The 15,614-nt window shown below is 70.7% G+C and carries 11 protein-coding genes; 7 read left to right on the top strand and 4 right to left on the bottom strand.

All coding sequences use genetic code 11. From position 1 onward, the window contains the following. Nucleotides 1-148: 148 nt before the first annotated feature. Complete coding sequence (locus ACZ514_RS25710) at nt 149-2,176, bottom strand: hypothetical protein (RefSeq protein ID WP_469125774.1); 2,028 nt, start codon at nt 2,174-2,176, stop codon at nt 149-151. Between the two features lie 356 nt (nt 2,177-2,532). Here ACZ514_RS25710 and ACZ514_RS25705 point away from each other — a divergent pair, with 356 nt between their 5' ends. The 6 genes from ACZ514_RS25705 (at nt 2,533) to ACZ514_RS25680 (ending at nt 12,047) form a co-directional block, all read left to right on the top strand. Next, nucleotides 2,533-4,062, top strand: coding sequence for a leucyl aminopeptidase (locus ACZ514_RS25705; protein WP_469125773.1), 1,530 nt, complete (start codon nt 2,533-2,535; stop codon nt 4,060-4,062). Between the two features lie 340 nt (nt 4,063-4,402). Beyond that, a complete protein-coding gene (lpdA, locus tag ACZ514_RS25700) occupies nt 4,403-5,791 on the top strand; it encodes a dihydrolipoyl dehydrogenase (RefSeq protein WP_467893258.1) in 1,389 nt (462 codons plus the stop codon). Between the two features lie 53 nt (nt 5,792-5,844). Continuing rightward, on the top strand, nt 5,845-7,653 hold the full coding sequence (sucB, locus tag ACZ514_RS25695) for a 2-oxoglutarate dehydrogenase, E2 component, dihydrolipoamide succinyltransferase (RefSeq protein WP_469125772.1): 1,809 nt from the start codon (nt 5,845-5,847) through the stop codon (nt 7,651-7,653). A gap of 188 nt (nt 7,654-7,841) precedes the next feature. Next, complete coding sequence (locus ACZ514_RS25690; protein WP_468174391.1) at nt 7,842-8,468, top strand: GntR family transcriptional regulator; 627 nt, start codon at nt 7,842-7,844, stop codon at nt 8,466-8,468. A 258-nt stretch (nt 8,469-8,726) separates the two neighbouring features. After that, nucleotides 8,727-11,411: a pyruvate dehydrogenase (acetyl-transferring), homodimeric type gene (aceE, locus tag ACZ514_RS25685; RefSeq protein WP_469125771.1), complete on the top strand. Its 2,685-nt coding sequence runs from the start codon at nt 8,727-8,729 to the stop codon at nt 11,409-11,411. A 117-nt stretch (nt 11,412-11,528) separates the two neighbouring features. Then, nucleotides 11,529-12,047, top strand: a complete 519-nt coding sequence (locus ACZ514_RS25680; RefSeq protein WP_468174345.1) for a DUF4240 domain-containing protein — start codon at nt 11,529-11,531, stop codon at nt 12,045-12,047. Nucleotides 12,048-12,090: 43 nt separating this feature from the next. Here the strand turns inward: ACZ514_RS25680 and ACZ514_RS25675 are convergent, their stop codons facing one another. After that, on the bottom strand, nt 12,091-12,861 hold the full coding sequence (locus tag ACZ514_RS25675) for an SDR family NAD(P)-dependent oxidoreductase (RefSeq protein ID WP_468174347.1): 771 nt from the start codon (nt 12,859-12,861) through the stop codon (nt 12,091-12,093). An 86-nt stretch (nt 12,862-12,947) separates the two neighbouring features. Here ACZ514_RS25675 and ACZ514_RS25670 point away from each other — a divergent pair, with 86 nt between their 5' ends. Beyond that, on the top strand, nt 12,948-13,601 hold the full coding sequence (locus ACZ514_RS25670; RefSeq protein WP_468174349.1) for a TetR/AcrR family transcriptional regulator: 654 nt from the start codon (nt 12,948-12,950) through the stop codon (nt 13,599-13,601). 75 nt (nt 13,602-13,676) lie between these two features. On the opposite strand, the gene ACZ514_RS25665 is transcribed toward ACZ514_RS25670, so the two are convergent. Both ACZ514_RS25665 and glnA read right to left on the bottom strand, forming a co-directional pair. After that, nucleotides 13,677-13,946, bottom strand: coding sequence for a hypothetical protein (locus tag ACZ514_RS25665; RefSeq protein WP_468174351.1), 270 nt, complete (start codon nt 13,944-13,946; stop codon nt 13,677-13,679). Between the two features lie 150 nt (nt 13,947-14,096). Continuing rightward, nucleotides 14,097-15,506 carry a type I glutamate--ammonia ligase gene (glnA, locus tag ACZ514_RS25660; RefSeq protein WP_388935722.1) on the bottom strand — a complete coding sequence of 470 codons (1,410 nt, stop codon included), beginning with the start codon at nt 15,504-15,506 and terminating at the stop codon, nt 14,097-14,099. Nucleotides 15,507-15,614 lie beyond the last annotated feature (108 nt).

The following is a 15,614-nucleotide window of genomic DNA, read 5'->3' as shown; positions in this document are numbered from 1 at the left end:
GGCTCTCGGTGTTACGCGTGCGGTGAGTCGTACGGGCGGTACGGGAAGTGCGAGTCGTACGGGCGGTACGAGTCGTGCCGGTGGTGCGAGTCGTACGGGCGGTACGAGCCGTGGCGGTGGTACGGGCCGTGCGGGTCGCTCCGGCGGGTCAGAGGAGCCTGAGCGTGACCGCCGACTGGAGCGGCTCGGGAGCCGTCCAGGCGGAACGGGTTCCGGCGTAGGCGGTGCCGAAGTCGGTGGTCCCGAGCAGCATCTGCTTCTTCGTCCCGTTGGGCGCGGTGACCGGGGCGACCACGCCGGACGGCGCCTTCACCACGACGTCCTTGCCGATCTTGTAGGCGCTCACCTTCCCCGCGGCGACCGCCTGGTTCCAGGCCGCGCGGCGCCGCAGCTCGACGCCGGTGTCCTTCATGCTCTGGTTGACGATCGGCGCGCTGGGCGCGTAGAGCGAGCGGTAGGTGTCGAGGACCTCGTTGAGCACCGGGTACAGGGTGCGGTCCTCGGCGAGGTTGGACTGGTGGACGTAGTGCGGGCGCGGGTCGTTGGCCAGTACGTGGCGCAGGGCGGTGCGCGCCTCGGCCGGGACGATGTGCTCCAGGTAGCCGGTGCCGGCGTCGAGCGGGGCCGGCAGGCAGGTGGAGGTGTCCGGGTTGTCCTCGCAGATGCCGCTGCCGCCGTCGGCGCGGCTGGTGTAGATCCAGTTGTACTCGTCGGCCATCTCCGCGTTGGTGCCCGTGTTGTAGTACACGTTCATCGGGTGGCGGGGGACGGTGAGGGCGGCGCCGAGCGCCCGCTGGTCGGGCTCCCGGGAGTTGTCGCTGCCGGCCCACTTGACGCCGTTGTCGGCGAGGGCGCCCGCCAGGTTGGGGTTGTCCTGCGGCTGCTGCGGGAGGGTCTTGAGGCCGGAGTGCTCGCCGGTGACGAGTTCGGAGCGGTCGGTGGTGATGCCCTTGGCGAGGGCCCAGTTGTTGTTGTCGCGGATCTGCGCGGAGATCTCGGCGCGGCTCATCCACTTGACGGCGCCCTGGGCGTCCTTCGTGCAGGTCCAGGGGCTGGTGCTGGTGTCCTGGACGCAGCCGAGGAAGGGGTGCGTGTAGGTGTGGTTCATCCAGCGGTACTTGGCCCGGTCGGCGACGAGCTGGGCGGTCAGCGCGTCGGTGCCGCCGTTCTCGGCCTTCCACTCCTCGCCGGCGCCCGCGTTGAAGAGCATGTCCAGCTTGAAGTTCTTGGACGTCTGCCACTGCGCCGCGTACTGGGCGTCGGCGGCGGTCATCCGGATGGTGCTCTCCTTGCCCTCCCCGCCCGCGCAGGCGTAGTCGCCGGGCGTGCAGTTGAGCTCCGTGTTCCAGCGGGCGTCCGGGGCGAAGACGTCGTCGACGTGGACCGCGAAGTAGCTGCGCTCCTGCCCGAGGTGGACGCCCTGGGTGAGCCAGTCGACGATGCCCCGCGCCAGCAGCCGGAACTGCCGCTGGTGCTGGTTGTAGCCGAAGGTCACGACCAGTTCGCTGCGGCCGTCGTGGGCGTACTCGCCGACCAGCGAGGCCCGTCCGCCGCCGGCGGGGGCGTCGAGGTAGCTGGTGTAACCGGCGCGGGGCCGGCCCATGAACCCGAAGCTCTCCGGAACCACGGCGGAGTTGTCCTCGAAGGTGACCTGTCCCCCGAGGTAGCCGAAGGGGCCCGCCTTGCCCGCCGCGGTGACGGCGGCCTGGGTGCCGTCGAGCTGCCCGCTGTACCCCCCGTTGTCCGTGTACTCGAGCCCGACCCCCGGATGGGCCCAGGTGTAGGCGTCGACCTGGCGGATCCCGTACGTCGTCTCGTACGCGGTGAGCGCCGCCATCTCGGCGGAGCCCTCGCCGAAGGGGTTCTCGTTGGGCAGGACGACCCCCTGGTACTTGGCCCGGGGCCGGCCGTCGACGGTGTCGGCGAGGAACGCCGCGTCGATGACGGGGCGGCCGGCACTGGCCAGATCGACCCGGGTGTAGGGGACCCCGGTGTCCTTGAGCTGCGCGGTGATCGCCCCCACCGAGCTGCCGCCGTCGTCGACGACGAGCACCTTCAGGTCGATCCGGGGTGTCACGACCGCCGCCCGGGCGGTCGCGGCGGGTACTGCCACGGACATCAGGGCTGCCGCCGCCATCGCCGCGGCGACCCTGTTCATCCGGTTCTTGTTGACCATTTCGGCCTTCCCCCCGCAGGCATCCCTCGGCATCGGCCCGTGGCGGAAGGCCGGGGCGGGGAGGCGCTGTGGAAATCATGCAAAAGGACCCCACGTCCCCTTGCGAGAGTGACCCGAGTCTCCAGGACCTCGCCAAGCCTCATGGGCAAACCTGGAGCAGAGTCCACAGATGGGTGAACCTGGCGCCGTACTGATCGAACAACTTGACAAACCCTGGAGTGACGTACGGGCGAGTACGTACGCGTAGGCTCTTTTCCGGCGGCCGCCGGGCCCTAATACCATCGCTGCGGAGCGGCCGGTGACCCCGACGCGACCCAAGCGCCCACTCACACAAACGGAAGCGAGACCTCACCACCGTGACTGCTCTGACTCTCAGCACTGCCGGCGCCGCGACGCTGCGCGCCGACGCCCTCGTGGTCGGCGTGGCGAAGGGCCCGAAGGGGCTCGTCGTGGCCGCCGGCGCCGAGGCCGTGGACAAGGCGTTCGACGGAAAGCTCGCCGCCGTGCTCGACTCGCTCGGCGCCACGGGCGCCGAGGGCGAGACCACCAAGCTGCCCGCCCCGGCCGGCCTCAAGACCCCGGTGGTGCTGGCGGTCGGCCTCGGTACGGCCCCGGAGCAGGACGAGCCCTTCGACGAGGAGGCCCTGCGCCGCGCCGCCGGCTCCGCCTCCCGCGCCCTGCACGGCTCGAAGAAGGCCGCCTTCGCCCTCCCCCTGGACGACGCCTCCGCCGTCACCGCCGTGGCCGAGGGCGCGCTGCTCGGCGCGTACGCCTTCACCGCCTACCAGGGCGGCGAGAAGAAGGCCGCCAAGAACGGCGGCCCCAAGCAGCCGCTGGCCGAGGTGGCCCTGCTCGGCGCCAAGCCGCGCGACAAGGAGCACAAGGCCGCGGCCGAGCGCGCCGTCGTCGTCGCCACCGAGGTCAACGTCGCCCGCGACCTGATCAACACCCCGCCGAACGACCTCACCCCCGAGGCCTTCGCCGCCGTCGCCTCCGCGACCGCGAAGGAGAACGGCGTCAAGGTCCAGGTCCTCGACGAGAAGGCCCTGGTCAAGGGCGGCTACGGCGGCATCATGGGCGTCGGCAAGGGCTCCGAGAACCCGCCGCGCCTGGTGAAGCTCTCCTACACCCACGCCAAGGCGGAGAAGACCCTCGCCTTCGTCGGCAAGGGCATCACCTACGACTCGGGCGGCATCTCCCTGAAGCCGGCCGGCCACAACGAGACGATGAAGTGCGACATGGCCGGCGCCGCCGCCGTCTTCGCCGCCGTCATCGCCGCCGCCAAGCTGGGCCTCCAGGTCAACGTCACCGGCTGGCTCGCGCTCGCCGAGAACATGCCCTCCGGCTCCGCCACCAAGCCGGGCGACGTCCTGCGCATGTACAGCGGCAAGACCGTCGAGGTCCTGAACACGGACGCCGAGGGCCGCCTGGTCCTGGGCGACGCCCTGACCAAGGCCTCCGAGGACACCCCGGACGCGATCGTCGACGTCGCCACCCTGACGGGCGCGATGGTGCTGGCGCTGGGCGACCGCACCTTCGGGATCATGGCCAACGACGACGCCTTCCGCACCTCGATCCACGAGATCGCGGAGGAGGTCGGCGAGGCCTCCTGGCCGATGCCGCTCCCCGAGGACCTGCGCAAGACCATGGACTCCCCCACCGCCGACATCGCCAACATGGGCGTGCGGATGGGCGGCGGTCTGGTGGCCGGCCTCTTCCTCCAGGAGTTCGTCGGCGAGGGCATCACCTGGGCGCACCTGGACATCGCCGGCCCGGCCTTCCACGAGGGCTCCCCGTACGGCTACACCCCGAAGGGCGGCACCGGCTCCGCCGTGCGCACCCTGGTGCGTCTGGCCGAGCGCACCGCCACCGGTGACCTGGGCTGACGTACCGCCCCCGTCGCACCGGCGTCCCACGTACCACCCCGTGAGACGCCCCTTGTGACGCACACCGCGCCCCGGGACCGCGATCACGGTCCCGGGGCGCGTTCGCTCTGGAAGAAACCTGGGGAATCAGTAGGTTTCTACGCAGCGGTAACCCTGATCCCGGGCAGAACCACGGTCCACACCCGGGGCCCGGCGTCCCGCGTCCCCCCGACAAATGCGAAGATGGGTTCTCGGCAGGACAGGGCCCCCACCACAGGGCCGAAGAAGCAAGCGGCCGATTACCAGCCGCCGCCCGGTCACAGAGGACCGGTGCCCGGCGCACATGCATGGAGGACGTGACGTGGCGAACGACGCCAGCACCGTTTTCGACCTAGTGATCCTCGGCGGTGGCAGTGGCGGTTACGCCGCGGCGCTCCGCGCATCCCAGCTGGGTCTCGACGTTGCGCTGATCGAGAAGAACAAGCTCGGCGGCACCTGCCTGCACAACGGCTGCATCCCCACGAAGGCTCTGCTGCACGCCGGTGAGATCGCGGACCAGGCGCGCGAAGCCGGACAGTTCGGCATCAAGGCCTCTTTCGAGGGCGTTGACATCGCCGGGGTGCACAAGTACAAGGACGAGGTCATCTCCGGCCTGTACAAGGGCCTGCAGGGGCTGGTCGCCTCCCGCAAGGTGACCTACATCGAGGGCGAGGGCCGCCTCTCCTCCCCGACGTCCGTCGACGTCAACGGCCAGCGCGTCCAGGGCCGCCACGTCCTGCTGGCGACCGGCTCCGTGCCGAAGTCGCTGCCGGGCCTGAACATCGACGGCAACCGCATCATCTCCTCGGACCACGCTCTGGTCCTGGACCGCGTGCCCCAGTCCGCGATCATCCTGGGCGGCGGCGTCATCGGCGTCGAGTTCGCCTCGGCGTGGAAGTCCTTCGGCACCGACGTCACCGTCATCGAGGGCCTCAAGCACCTCGTCCCGGTCGAGGACGAGAACAGCTCGAAGATCCTCGAGCGTGCCTTCCGCAAGCGCGGCATCAAGTTCAACCTCGGCACCTTCTTCGACAAGGCCGAGTACACGGAGACCGGCGTCCGCGTGACGCTGGCCGACGGCAAGACCTTCGAGGCCGAGGTGCTGCTGGTCGCCATCGGCCGCGGTCCGGTGTCCCAGGGCCTGGGCTACGAGGAGCAGGGCGTCGCGATGGACCGCGGCTACGTCCTGGTCGACGAGTACATGCAGACCAACGTGCCGACGATCTCCGCGGTGGGCGACCTGGTCCCCACCCTGCAGCTCGCGCACGTCGGCTTCGCGGAGGGCATCCTCGTCGCGGAGCGCCTGGCCGGTCTGAAGACCGTCCCGATCGACTACGACGGTGTCCCGCGCGTCACGTACTGCCACCCCGAGGTCGCCTCGGTCGGCATCACCGAGGCCAAGGCCAAGGAGATCTACGGCGCGGACAAGGTCGTCGCCCTGAAGTACAACCTGGCGGGCAACGGCAAGAGCAAGATCCTCAAGACCGCGGGCGAGATCAAGCTCGTCCAGGTCAAGGACGGTGCCGTGGTCGGCGTCCACATGGTCGGTGACCGCATGGGCGAGCAGGTGGGCGAAGCCCAGCTGATCTACAACTGGGAGGCCCTGCCGGCCGAGGTCGCGCAGCTCATCCACGCGCACCCGACCCAGAACGAGGCCCTCGGCGAGGCCCACCTGGCCCTGGCCGGCAAGCCGCTTCACGCACACGACTAATCGTCACGGGCGCGACGACCACTTCCGCACTTTCGTTAGGAGCAACTGAAACCATGCCGGTTTCCGTAACCCTTCCGGCGCTCGGCGAGAGCGTCACCGAGGGCACTGTCACCCGTTGGCTCAAGGCCGAGGGCGAGCGCGTCGAGGCCGACGAGCCGCTGCTCGAGGTCTCGACCGACAAGGTCGACACCGAGATCCCCTCGCCCGTCTCCGGCATCCTGGCCTCCATCAAGGTCGCCGAGGACGAGACCGTCGAGGTCGGCGCCGAGCTGGCCGTCATCGACGACGGCTCCGGCGCTCCGGCCGCTGCCGCCGCCCCGGCCGCCGAGCCCGCCGCGGCTGCGGCCCCCGCCGCCGAGGCCCCGGCCGCCGAGGCTCCCGCCGCCGAGGCCCCGGCCGCCCCCGCACCGGCCGAGACCCCGGCTGCCGCCGCTCCGGCCCAGGCCGCCTCCGGCACGGACGTCGTGCTGCCCGCGCTGGGCGAGTCCGTCACCGAGGGCACCGTCACCCGCTGGCTGAAGGAGGTCGGCGAGTCCGTCGAGGCCGACGAGCCGCTGCTCGAGGTCTCCACGGACAAGGTCGACACCGAGATCCCCGCGCCGGTCTCCGGCACCCTGCTGGAGATCCTGGTCGGCGAGGACGAGACCGCCGAGGTCGGTGCCCGTCTGGCCGTCATCGGCGTCGCGGGCGCCGCTCCGGCCCCGGCCGCCGCTCCGGCTGCTCCGGCTCCGGCCGCCGCCCCGGCTCCGGCTGCTACCCCGGCTCCGGCTCCGGCCGCTGCCCCGGCTCCGGCTGCTACTCCGGCTCCGGCTGCTCCGGCTCCGGCCGCCGCCCCGGCTCCGGCCGCTGCTCCGGCTCCGGCTGCTCCGGCTCCGGCCGCCGCCCCGGCCCCCGTCGCCGCCCCGGCCGCTCCCGCCGCCGTCTCCGGCGACGAGGGCGCGTACGTGACCCCGCTGGTGCGCAAGCTCGCCTCGGAGTCCGGCGTCAACCTGTCGTCGGTCACGGGCACCGGCGTCGGTGGCCGCATCCGCAAGCAGGACGTGCTGGCCGCCGCGGAGGCCGCCAAGGCCGCCGCTGCCGCCCCGGCTCCGGCCGCCGCCGCCGCTCCGGCCGCCGCCAAGGCTCCGGCCGCGGTGTCCGAGCTGCGTGGCCAGACCGTCAAGATGACCCGCATGCGCAAGGTCATCGGCGACAACATGATGAAGGCCCTGCACTCGCAGGCGCAGCTCAGCTCCGTGGTCGAGGTGGACATCACCAAGATCATGAAGCTGCGCGAGAAGGCCAAGGCCGGCTTCCTCGCCCGCGAGGGCGTCAAGCTGTCCCCGATGCCGTTCTTCGTCAAGGCCGCCGCCCAGGCGCTGAAGGCCCACGCGGTCGTCAACGCCCGGATCAACGACGACGAGGGCACCATCACCTACTTCGACTCGGAGAACATCGGCATCGCCGTGGACTCCGAGAAGGGCCTGATGACCCCGGTCATCAAGGGTGCCGGTGACCTCAACCTGGCGGGCATCTCCAAGGCGACCGCCGACCTGGCCGCCAAGGTCCGCGGCAACAAGATCACCCCGGACGAGCTGTCCGGCGCGACCTTCACCATCAGCAACACCGGCTCGCGCGGTGCGCTGTTCGACACGGTGATCGTCCCGCCGAACCAGGTCGCGATCCTGGGCATCGGTGCCACGGTCAAGCGCCCGGTGGTCATCGAGACCGCCGAGGGCACCAACATCGGCATCCGGGACATGACGTACCTGACCCTGTCCTACGACCACCGCCTGGTGGACGGCGCGGACGCGGCCCGGTACCTGACCGCCGTCAAGGCGATCCTCGAGGCCGGCGAGTTCGAGGTCGAGCTCGGCCTGTAAGGCCCCGCGCAGCACCGTCTGTCGCATCGCGGCGCCCCCGTCCGGGACTTTCCGGACGGGGGCGCCGTCGTTGTAACGAGCCTCACCCTGCGTCCCTCACCACGAACGCATCGCAGCAGGACACGGCGGCCTTATTGTCTAGGCATCAGGCCCGGCGTGTCCGCACACACAGGAGTTGAACCCCGATGATCACCCCACCCGTCGTGCACTCGCTGCGCGAGCAGATCCGCGAGCACATCGTGGAGGGGATCGTCAGCGGCCGCTGGAAGCCCGGTGAGCGGATCGTCGAGCGGCGGATCGCCGTGGAGCTGGAGGTCAGCCAGACGCCCGTGCGCGAGGCCCTGCGCGAGCTGGAGACGCTGCGGCTGATCGAGTCGGCGCCGAACAAGGGCGTGCGGGTGCGGAACCTGTCGGCGGCCGACCTGGAGGAGATCTACCCGGTCCGGGCCGGCCTGGAGCAGATCGCGGCCGAGCTGGCCGCCCCGAGGCTGGCCACCGACTGCTCGGCGCTGGAGCCGCACGTGGCGGCCCTGTGGGAGGCCGACCGCGCCCAGGACGGCACGGCGCAGGTGCGGCACACGGTGGGGTTCCACCGGGAGATGGTGCGGGCGGCCGGGAACAGCGTGCTGCTGCACACCTGGGAGAGCCTGGGGATCGAGGTGTTCACGGCGCTGTCCATCCGGTGGCTGGGAACCGTCCAGAAGTCCTACGCGGAGGAGCACGAGGCGCTCGTCGCGGCGTTCCGCGGTCAGGACCCGGACATCGGGGTGCTGGTGAAGCGGCACGTCCTGGGCTGCGCCCCGCGTAGCGCCTGACCTGCGGCTTTTAGCGATCCTCCAGGGGTGCGCCAGCCCTTTGGCGTGTACTGATGAAACCGGCACGGCGTGCCTGCGTTCATGGCACCGGGTGCCGACTTTCGTCTGATCGTCGAATATTCGTCACTTTTATTTGATCGATCATCGATCAGGGACTTACAGTCACTGCGGGCCCCACCCGGGCCCATCGACCCTGTCCTGCCCGTCAGGGTTTTCTTCACCACCTCCTCTCCTTTGTCCGGAAGGCGGCGCACACCGATGTCCGACCCCGTAGGAAAGCTTCCGAGCGAGCTCGACCAGCTCCCGGACCGCGACGCCGAAGAGACCGCCGAATGGGCGGCCTCCCTCGACGCCGTCGCCAAGGCCGCCGGTACGCGCCGCGCCGAATACCTGCTCCGCCGCACCCTCCAGCACGCCGAGGCCGCCGGCCTCGCCCTGCCGAAGCTGCTGGAGACGGACTACGTCAACACCATCCCCACCTCCGCCGAGCCGGCCTTCCCCGGTGACGAGGAGATGGAGGCCAGGATCACCGCCTGGAACCGCTGGAACGCGGCCGCCATGGTGACCCGCGGCTCCAAGTACGGCGTCGGCGGCCACATCGCCACCTTCGCCTCCGCCGCGTGGCTGTACGAGACCGGCTTCCAGCACTTCTTCCGCGGGAAGGAGGCCGACGGGTCGGGCGACCAGCTCTACATCCAGGGCCACGCCTCTCCCGGCATCTACGCCCGCGCCTTCCTCGACGGCCGGATCTCCGAGCAGCAGCTCGACAACTTCCGCCAGGAATCCGGGGGCAACGGCCTGCCGTCCTACCCGCACCCGCGGCGCCTGCCGTGGCTGTGGGAGTTCCCCACCGTCTCCATGGGCCTCGGCCCGCTCTCCGCGATCTACCAGGCGCGCTTCAACCGCTACCTGGAGAACCGCCGGATCAAGGACACCTCCCACTCCCACGTCTGGGCCTTCCTCGGCGACGGCGAGATGGACGAGCCCGAGTCGACCGCCGCCCTGGCCCTGGCCTCCCGCGAGCAGCTCGACAACCTGACGTTCGTCATCAACTGCAACCTGCAGCGCCTCGACGGCCCGGTCCGCGCCAACTTCCGCGTGGTCCAGGAGCTGGAGGCCCAGTTCCGCGGCGCCGGCTGGAACGTCATCAAGACCCTGTGGGGCACCGCCTGGGACGAGCTGTTCCAGCTCGACACCACGGGCGCCCTGGTACGCCGCCTGCGCAAGGTGCCCGACGCGCAGTTCCAGACGTACGCGACCCGCGACGTGGCCTACATCCGCCAGCACTTCTTCGGCGTCAACGCCGAGCTCGTGCGGCTGGCCGGCGTGCTGTCGGACGCGAAGATCGCCGAGTGCTTCCACACCTCCCGCGGCGGCCACGAGCCCCGCAAGGTCTACGCCGCGTACAAGGCCGCCCTGGAGCACAAGGGCGCGCCGACGGTCATCCTCGCGCAGACCGTCAAGGGCTACACGCTGGGTGCCGGGTTCGAGTCGAAGAACGCGAACCACCAGATGAAGAAGCTGACGACCGACGAGTTCAAGGACATGCGCGACCTCCTCGGCCTCCCGATCCCGGACAGCGCCTTCGCCGACGGCCAGGTCCCGTACGGCCACCCGGGCGCGGACAGCCCCGAGGTGCGGTACCTGAACGAGCGCCGCGCGGCCCTCGGCGGCCCGGCCCCGGCCCGCAAGGTCCACCACGTGGCGCTGCCGGCGCCGGCCGAGCGCTCCTTCGCCCCGCTGATCAAGGGTTCGGGCAAGCAGGAGATGGCCACCACCATGGCCTTCGTCCGCCTCGTCAAGGACCTGATGCGGGACAAGGAGACCGGCAAGCGCTGGGTGCCGATCGTCCCCGACGAGGCCCGTACCTTCGGCATGGAGTCCCTCTTCCCCTCGGCCGGCATCTACTCGCCGCTGGGCCAGACGTACGAGCCGGTCGACCGCGACCAGCTGATGTACTACAAGGAGGCCAAGGACGGCCAGATCCTCAACGAGGGGATCACCGAGGCCGGCGCCATGGCCGACTTCATCGCCGCCTGCACGTCGTACGCGACGCACGGCGAGCCGATGATCCCCTTCTACATCTTCTACTCGATGTTCGGCTGGCAGCGCACCGCCGACCAGATGTGGCAGCTCGCCGACCAGCTCGGCAAGGGCTTCATCGTCGGCGCCACCGCCGGCCGCACCACGCTGACCGGTGAGGGCCTCCAGCACGCGGACGGGCACTCGCACCTGATCGCGTCCACGAACCCGGCGTCGCTCAACTACGACCCGGCCTTCGCGTACGAGATCGCGGTGATCGTCAAGGACGGCCTGCGCCGGATGTACGGCGAGCAGCCGGAAGACGTCTTCTACTACCTGACGGTCTACAACGAGCCGAAGGTGCAGCCGGCCATGCCCGAGGGCGTGGAGGAGGGCATCCTCAAGGGCCTGTACCGCTTCAACCAGGCCTCGGACCTGGGCGAGGCCGCCCCGGCCGCCGACGCCCCGAAGATCCAGCTCATGGCCTCGGGCACCGCGATCCACTGGGTCCTGGAGGCGCAGCGACTGCTGGCTGCCGACTGGAACGTGGCCGCCGACGTCTGGTCCGCCACCTCGTGGGGCGAGCTGCGGCGCGACGCGCTGGAGTGCGACGAGGCGCTGCTGCGCGGTGAGGAGCGCACCCCGTACGTCACCCGCGTGCTGGAGGGCGCCCCGGGCCCGGTGCTGGCCGTCTCCGACTGGATGCGCCAGGTCCCGGACCAGATCAGCCAGTGGGTGCCGCAGGACTACACCTCGCTGGGCACGGACGGCTTCGGCCTGTCCGACACCCGCGAGGGTGCGCGCCGCCACTTCGGCGTCGACGCCCCGTCGATCGCGGTGGCCGCGCTGGCCCAGCTCGCCCGCCGCGGCGAGGTCCCGGCGTCGGCCGTCAAGGAGGCCCGGGAGCGCTACGGCCTCTGAGCCGGGTGCCGCTGACGTGCCGGAGGCCGGTGTCCACCCCCACGGGGGTTCGGACACCGGCCTTTGGCCGTATGAGCGGTGGCGGCGCCGGGGCGCACCCGTGATGCTGGAGCCGTGATGGACGAGACGGAGTTCTGGGAGATCGTCGACCGTACCCGCGAGGCCGCCGAGGGCGACCCCGAGGAACACGCCGAGCTGCTCGTGGAGCGGCTTGCGCAGCTCGATCCCGACTCCGTGCTGGACTTCGCGCGGCACTTCGAGTCCCGGTACAACCGGGCGTACACCTGGGACCTGTGGGGTGCGGCCTGGGTGCTGCTCGGCGGGGCGAGCGACGACGCGTTCGACTACTTCCGGTGCTGGCTGATCGGGCAGGGCCGCGAGGTCTTCGAGGGGGCGGTGCACGATCCGGACCGGCTGGCGGAGCTGCTGGACGATTTCGACGAGGAGATCGACGGGGACGGCGAGGAGCTGGGGTACGCGGCCGACGAGGCGTACGAGCAGCTCACCGGGGCGGTGGCGCCGGATCTGGGCATCCCGTTGCAGGCGGAGGAGCCGGAGGGCACCCCGCTGGACTTTGAGAACGAAGCCGTGCTGGCGGAGCGCTTCCCCCGGCTCTGGGAGCGGTTCGGCGGCTGAGTCCCCTCACCGGCCCGGCCCGGCAAGATCCGGAGGAGACGGCCTAGTAGTGGGTGCCGCCGTCGATGCGGATCTCGGTGCCGGTGATGAAGGCGCCGTCCTCGGAACCCAGCATGGCGACGACCCCGGCGACGGTCTCCGGGCCGGCGAAGCCCTGGCCGAGGGCGGGGGCGAGCTTGGTGAACAGGCTCCAGTCGGTGTCCTCGGGCAGGCCGGGGCCGTTGCCGGTGGTCATGCCGCTCTCGATGGAGCCGGGGGCCACGGAGACGAAGCGCAGACCCTGCTTGCTGTACTCGGCGGCCAGCGCGTGGGTCATGGACTGGATGCCGCCCTTGCTGGCCGCGTAGGCGGACATGTAGGGGTGGGCGAAGCTCGCCGAGGTGGAGCTGAAGTTGACGACGACGGGCTGCTCCCCCGCGAGCAGTGCCGGGAGCGCTTCGCGGATCATCAGGAAGGTGCCGGTCAGGTTGACCGAGATCACCTGGTTCCAGAGGTCGAGGGTGGTGCGGTGGGTGTGCGCGGAGCGCAGGATGCCCGCCGCGTTGACCAGGACGTCGAGGCCGGTGAGGGCGTCGACGGCTGCGGTGACGCCCGCCCGGACCGCGGCCTCGTCGGATATGTCGAGGAGCGCGGTGGTCAGCCGGCCGGCCCGGCCGTCGGCGGCCGCCCGCTCGGCGGTGGCCTTCAGGCCGGCCTCGTTCACGTCGACGGCGTGGACGCGGCCGCCCTCGGAGAGAATGCGGTGGACGGTGGCCCGGCCGATGCCGGAGCCGCCGCCGGTGATGAGGACGCGGCGTCCTTCGTAACGGTTCATGGGGGCGAGCGTACCGAGCGTGTGACACGGTTTGCCAGACTGGCAGGGCATGCATTCTCCAGCCGGTCCTGGCGTAGGCTGCACCCGTGAGATCTCCCCGCCCGTACTCCCCCCAGAGCGGCCCCGGAGCCCAGTCGCTCACCGAGCGCCGCAAGGCCGCCACCCAGCTGGACATCGCCCGCGCCGCCTGCGAACTCTTCGCCGCGCACGGCCCCGACGGGACCACCGCGGAGGACATCGCCCACCGGGCGGGGGTCGCCCTGCGCACCTTCTACCGCTACTTCCGCAACAAGCAGGAGGCCGTGGCCCCGCTGCTCGCCGGCGGCGGGGACGCCTGGCGCGCACTGCTCGCGGAGGAGCGTCCCGGGACTCCGCTCGCGGAGGCCCTGGAGCGTGCGGTGACCCGTTCCCTGAGCGACTCCAAGGCCGTCGAGGAAGGGCTGCGGGTCACCCGCGGCCTGTTGCGCGCGGCCGCTTCGGACGAGGCGCTGCGGGCGGTCTGGTACCGGGTCAACCAGGACTCCGAGGAGCGCCTGGTCCCGGTGGTGGCCCGGCTGGCCGGTCCGGAGGCGGACCCGATGTCGGTGCGCCTCCTCGCGGCGGCCGCCACGGACGCGATCCGCGTCTCCCTGGAACTCTGGTCCGCCGGCGAGGGCCCGGTGTCGGGCCCCGGCTCCCCGGCGGACCTCGCCGTCCGCGCCCTGCGCGAGCTCACCGGCGCGATGCCCCTGCTCCGCTGAGGCGCGGGGCGGGGGCACCGTGAGGACAGTCGGGTGCGTGGATCAGCCGTGGATCAGCCGTGGATCAGCCGTGGATCAGCGCCACCCGCCCCAGTCGTCGTGCCAGTCGCCGTGGTGGTGCCAGCCGGCGTGGTCCCGGTTGCCCCAGTCGCTGTCGTTCCAGCCGTGGTCGTGGTCGTGCCAGCGGCCGTTCCCCCCGCAGCCGTCGTCCCAGTGGCCGGAGTGACGGTGGTCCGAGCGGGAGTCCCAGCCGCCGTCGTGGGCGGAGGCATTGGCGACGGGCAGCAGACCCAGGGCGAGTCCGGCGGCTCCGGCGACAACGGTTCCAACGATCCTGCGGCGCATCTTCATGCACCTCCGAACATGTCGGGCTTATCGGTCTTTTACTCCTTTCAACCGTTGCGCGGGCCGGGCGGCCTGTCAAAAGCAGAAGGCCCCCCGCCGCTCTCCACTGAGAGCGGCGGGGGGCCTTCCATCAGGCACGATCCGCGTTTTCTAGAGGTCGAAGTACAGCTCGAACTCGTGCGGGTGCGGGCGCTGCGCGATCGGGGCGATCTCGTGCGTGCGCTTGTAGTCGATCCAGGTCTCGATCAGGTCCGGGGTGAAGACACCGCCGGCGAGGAGGTACTCGTGGTCCTCCTCCAGGGCCTTGAGGACGTCCTCCAGGCTGGTCGGGACCTGCGGGACGCTCGCGTGCTCGTCGGGCGAGAGCTCGTAGAGGTCCTTGTCGATCGGCTCCATCGGCTCGATCTTGTTCTTGATGCCGTCGAGGCCCGCGAGGAGCAGGGCCGAGAAGGCCAGGTACGGGTTCGAGGACGGGTCCGGCGCGCGGAACTCGACGCGCTTGGCCTTCGGGTTCGAGCCCGTGATCGGGATGCGCATGGCGGCGGAGCGGTTGCGCTGCGAGTACACCATGTTGACCGGCGCCTCGAAGCCCGGCACCAGGCGGTGGTACGAGTTCACCGTCGGGTTGGTGAAGGCGAGCAGCGACGGGGCGTGCTTGAGGATGCCGCCGATGTAGTAGCGGGCGGTGTCCGACAGGCCCGCGTAGCCGGCCTCGTCGTAGAAGAGCGGCTCGCCGCCGGCCCACAGCGACTGGTGCACGTGCATGCCCGAGCCGTTGTCACCGAAGATCGGCTTCGGCATGAAGGTCGCGGTCTTGCCGTTCTTCCAGGCGACGTTCTTCACGATGTACTTGAAGAGCATCAGGTCGTCGGCCGCGGCCAGCAGCGTGTTGAACTTGTAGTTGATCTCGGCCTGGCCGCCGGTGCCGACCTCGTGGTGCTGGCGCTCGACCTGGAGGCCCTGGGCGTCCAGCTCGAGGGAGATCTCGGCGCGCAGGTCGGCGAAGTGGTCGACCGGGGCGACCGGGAAGTAGCCGCCCTTGTAGCGGACCTTGTAGCCGCGGTTGTTCTCCTCGGAACCGGTGTTCCAGGCGCCGGCCTCGGAGTCGATGTGGTAGAAGCCCTCGTTCGCGGAGGTCGCGAAGCGCACGCTGTCGAACACGTAGAACTCGGCCTCGGGGCCGAAGAACGCGGTGTCGGCGATGCCGGTGGAGGCGAGGTAGGCCTCGGCCTTCTTGGCGATGTTGCGCGGGTCGCGGCTGTAGGCCTCACCCGTGATCGGGTCGTGGATGAAGAAGTTGATGTTGAGCGTCTTGTCCTTGCGGAACGGGTCCAGACGCGCGGTGCTGATGTCGGCACGCAGCGCCATGTCGGACTCGTGGATCGCCTGGAAACCGCGGATCGAGGAACCGTCGAAGGCGAGCTCCTCCGCCGGGTCGAACGCTCGCGCCGGGATGGTGAAGTGCTGCATCACACCAGGCAGGTCGCAGAAGCGGACGTCGACGAACTTGACGTCGTTCTCCTCGATGTACTGCTTCACTTCGTCGGCGTTCTTGAACATCCAACTCCTCCTACTCCCGGTCCCGGGGCAGGGACGGGCTTTATAGCTCGTGGCGCGTCAGTGCGGTGCCGCACGCTGACCCGACCATAAGCAGACGGGATTTCCCAA

The sequence above is a fragment of the Streptomyces sp. NPDC034086 genome (assembly GCF_055575515.1).
Note: the sequence above shows the minus strand (reverse complement) of the source record. Positions and strands in the feature narration are given on the sequence as shown.